This window comes from Romboutsia sp., from assembly GCF_051659545.1.
Lineage (GTDB): Bacteria > Bacillota > Clostridia > Peptostreptococcales > Peptostreptococcaceae > JBOFOR01.
The window spans coordinates 1-3,848 of the sequence record NZ_JBOFOR010000010.1 but is presented as its reverse complement, the minus strand read 5'-3'; the positions used below and the strand labels follow the sequence as shown (position 1 = coordinate 3,848).

The following is a 3,848-nucleotide window of genomic DNA, read 5'->3' as shown; positions in this document are numbered from 1 at the left end:
ATAGAATACTTGAAGAAGCAGAAAAAGAATTTGCACAAAAAGGATTTATAGGAGCAAATATAAATAAAATATCAAAGAATGCAGGTATAAGTATAGGGTCAATGTATAGCTATTTTGAATCTAAGGAAGATTTATATCTAGAAGTTTTACAAAGAGGTATAGATTTGATTTTTCAAGTTATTGATAGATTAAGTGTAGAAGAATATGACTTTTTTGAATACTTGAGGGCATTGCTAAAAAAAACTAGAGAATATGCAATAAAATACCCAAATTTAAATCAGATATACATTGACTTAGCAAGTTACCAAACAGAAAAACTAGCAAGAAGATTATCTTATAGTATAGAAAGTATTACGAAAAAATTATACATAAACCTTGTTAAAAAAGGTAAAGAGGATGGAATAATAGGGGAATATTTGAAAGATGGAATACTACATTATTATATAGATAATCTAATAATGTCCTACCAGTTTTCTTTTACCTCATCTTATTGGAAGAACAGGATGGATATTTTATTAGGGGATGAGTTTAGAGACTATGAGGAAGTAGAAAATGAATTAGTAGAAATAATAAAAAATGGATTAGCAATTAATATTATTAATACATCTAAGAATAAATAGACAATGGTAGCAACCGGTACACTTCGTGCCATAGAGAAAATGAATATTTGTCCTGGAGATGTAATTTATTCTCCTCGTTTACAATCAGAGGTAGACCTTATTGCATATAATTTAAAGAACATTGGATATGTTGCTAAATAAAAAGCTCTTTTTGCAAATAAAGCAAAAGGAGCTTTTTACTAATATATTTTTATTACACCAATTTCTTCAATTACATATTATATCCCTAAAGTGAAAAAATTAATAATAAACTATTAAACCAATAAGTATTGCTGGTATTGTTGTTAATACAGTTGCCCAGAAAGCCGACTTTTTATCCAAGGCTATAAGAGGGAATAAGGCATCTCCATCTTGTGAAATTGAATTGGAAATTAATGCTGCAAAGGGGATTGCTCCATTTGAATATAAAGATATAAACATTATTTGAATTCCACATCCAGGTATTATACCTAGAAGTGCACCTATAAATATTGAAATAACACCACTAGCTAATAAAAGTACATTTACAACTTCTTGTCCACCTATTAGTAAAACCCCTACTTCATATACCACATATCCTACAAATATCCATGTTATTACAAAGGCTGACTCACAAGCTGAGTGTATAATCATTTCTTTAAAAGATAGATATTTACTTTCTACTATTTCATGAGTACTATTTTCAATACTTTTTTTAGAAATAATCATATAAATAGCAGATAACCCAACTCCAATTATAGATATTATCATCTCGAAAGATATACCCTCATGATGATCATGAGAATGAACTAAACCACCATCATTAGTTAATATTGTAAATACTAATCCTACAATTATTAATAAATAAAATAACTTATATCCCATTGAATGAGTGAATTTATATACTGAATCACTTACTTTCTTTTTATTGCTATGGTGTAGTATATGGTCAACTTCATCATTTTCTATATGACCTATATGTGTAGACCCTTTATATTTTTCGTCTATATACTTTTCTAGGTTAGTTTCTTCATAGTTATTACAATTACATTTTTGTTCAGCTTTTTCTCTTAACTTTAAGACCTTATCTAGTTTTAAACCATCTACAATATATCCTGTTATTATAGCTGTAATAAAGCTTATTATACTTACTAAAATGTATTTTTGTATATCTACTGCCATTAATATAAAGGCTGCATCTCCCATACTAGCTATTAAAGAGGATATCAACGTTCCGAAACGTACTTTGTTTTTGGTATAAAGAGGTATAAGAAGTATAGTACCTCCACAACCTGGTATTATTCCAAGTATTGAACCTATTATTGGTTGTAGCATAGGATTTATTTCTAGTAAATTTACTAATCTTCCTTTAGTTTTATAATCTATATATCCAAAGGCTAGTATTACTAGCGCTAAACTTACTCCTACATGTAAAAATGCTTCTTGTGAAGCGTGTATTATAATTTCTAATATTTCCATTTAATCACTCCCAACTGACATCTATTCTCATTATACCAAATAAACTTAATTTGTAAATGATTATTTTTATCAATTAAAAAGTATACAAAAACAAACAATGAGAATATATGTTAAAGAAACAGTAACTAAAAAAATACCATAGTTGTTAAAATAAAAATATAACAACTATGGTATTATTAACTAAATCTAATTATAAGCATTAAATATTTTTGTAAAATCATTTGGTTGCTGAGGAATACCAGTAGCACTAGAACCAGATAAGTCTCTATTAGCAGACCACATACTAATCATACCTATGCTATTTTGCTTAGCAAAATTTAAAGTTTGAGTAGCATCAGCAAGTCCAAATATTTCAGTAATTACATCATTTACACCTAACATAGGTGTAGTTCCAATCATTGACCACAATTGTTGAGGTGTTTTACTACCATTATATAAAGTATTTAACTGATTATATAATGAAGTAATAGCCTGTATACCATAACTACCCATTTTACCAGCTGGATTAGGAGCAGCACTATCTCCATAATCCATAGTCATAGCATTAACGCCAGATATATTAACACCGGCAGAAATAGCTTTTTTAAGAATATTTATACCATCATCAGTAAGACCTTGAGGAAGTATAGGAAGAGTAAACCATATATCTATTGATGAACCTTTAGAAATATAATAATCTTGTAACATTTTTAAAGCATTAGAGTTATTAGTGTTTTGTGTAGCATAAGCAGGACTAATCCAAGTTCCTTCTAAATCAAAATCTATCCTAGTTAATCCATATGCATCACAGAATAATTTATATTGATTAAATAAAGAATTTGCATCAGGGCAATTTATATGAATAGGCATACCAGCAGCTCCACCAAATGAAACACAAACATCACCACCAAGTGAACGGATTTCTTTTATTTGATCATTCATAGGACCTGATTCAGCAGGATAATATGTTGCCCATGATGGCTGACATACATTATATGATTTTGTAACAATAAACCCTAGATTAAAATAGGGAACGTTTAGATTTTTAAAATCATCAACGATACTATAAGTTGGCCAAGCTGTAGTATCAACAAATGGAGAAAATACCTTAGCAGGCCACTTTTTACCTTTTCCAACATCAGTACTAGAATATTCTGGATAGATTACAGGAACTTCTCCTAATTTGTTATATGATAAAATTGGAGCAGCTAGGAATGAAGATGAAATATATGTTTTATCATTATGCATTAAATAAGTTGAACCATTACCCATAAAAGAAGGGAAGAAATTAAAAATAGTAGACTCTAAACATCTTATATAATATATTTGTTCCTTATATACATATGTTAAGATTACATTTTTAGGTAATTGTGATTTACAATTACAATTACATTTATAGCGATTACAATTTTTTTTATTTGAACATTTTAAATTATGCCAATCAGCCTCAATAAATTGAACCTCATAATTAGTAATTTTAGACATAGAACAACCTCTTTTTATATAGATTTATTGTTAGGATACTTGTCATAGCTAATTTGAGTAACCTATTATTATTATATCGGAATCTACACAAAACGACACAAAATTCTAAATTCAAGTTATTTCAACATAAACCCAAAGATTGTTATATATAATTTAGTTGTTTATATATTGACAGTTTTACAATAAAGTTATAAAATCAATAAGATTGTAGCTTTTTTACGCTTAAGTAAATTACGATCATTTTAAAACTGTAATAAATATAATTTTTTATATTTGCATAATCATAAAATTAAAATAAAGGATGATAAAAAATGACAGAACAAAATT

General features: G+C 27.8%; 4 protein-coding genes. 2 read left to right on the top strand and 2 right to left on the bottom strand.

Annotated features, from left to right (window positions below; translation table 11 throughout):
* Both ACRC03_RS00460 and ACRC03_RS00455 read left to right on the top strand, forming a co-directional pair.
* The coding region (locus tag ACRC03_RS00460; RefSeq protein ID WP_438650574.1) for a TetR/AcrR family transcriptional regulator at positions 1-620 on the top strand (620 nt) is incomplete at its 5' end.
* 3 nt (positions 621-623) lie between these two features.
* Complete coding sequence (locus ACRC03_RS00455; RefSeq protein WP_438650573.1) at positions 624-761, top strand: hypothetical protein; 138 nt, start codon at positions 624-626, stop codon at positions 759-761.
* A 99-nt stretch (positions 762-860) separates the two neighbouring features.
* On the opposite strand, the gene ACRC03_RS00450 is transcribed toward ACRC03_RS00455, so the two are convergent.
* Together ACRC03_RS00450 and ACRC03_RS00445 are read right to left on the bottom strand one after the other, a co-directional pair.
* Positions 861-2,057 (bottom strand): putative manganese transporter, encoded by a 1,197-nt coding sequence (locus tag ACRC03_RS00450; protein ID WP_438650572.1) that lies wholly within the window; start codon positions 2,055-2,057, stop codon positions 861-863.
* 186 nt (positions 2,058-2,243) lie between these two features.
* Complete coding sequence (locus ACRC03_RS00445; RefSeq protein ID WP_438650571.1) at positions 2,244-3,521, bottom strand: chitinase; 1,278 nt, start codon at positions 3,519-3,521, stop codon at positions 2,244-2,246.
* Positions 3,522-3,848: the final 327 nt, after the last annotated feature.

What these genes read in the sequence shown, in the direction of transcription:
- ACRC03_RS00455 (WP_438650573.1), top strand. Translation starts at nt 624, where the DNA reads ATGGTAGCAACCGGTACACTTCGTGCCATAGAGAAAATGAATATTTGT.
- ACRC03_RS00450 (WP_438650572.1), bottom strand. Translation starts at nt 2,057, where the DNA reads ATGGAAATATTAGAAATTATAATACACGCTTCACAAGAAGCATTTTTA.
- ACRC03_RS00445 (WP_438650571.1), bottom strand. Translation starts at nt 3,521, where the DNA reads ATGTCTAAAATTACTAATTATGAGGTTCAATTTATTGAGGCTGATTGG.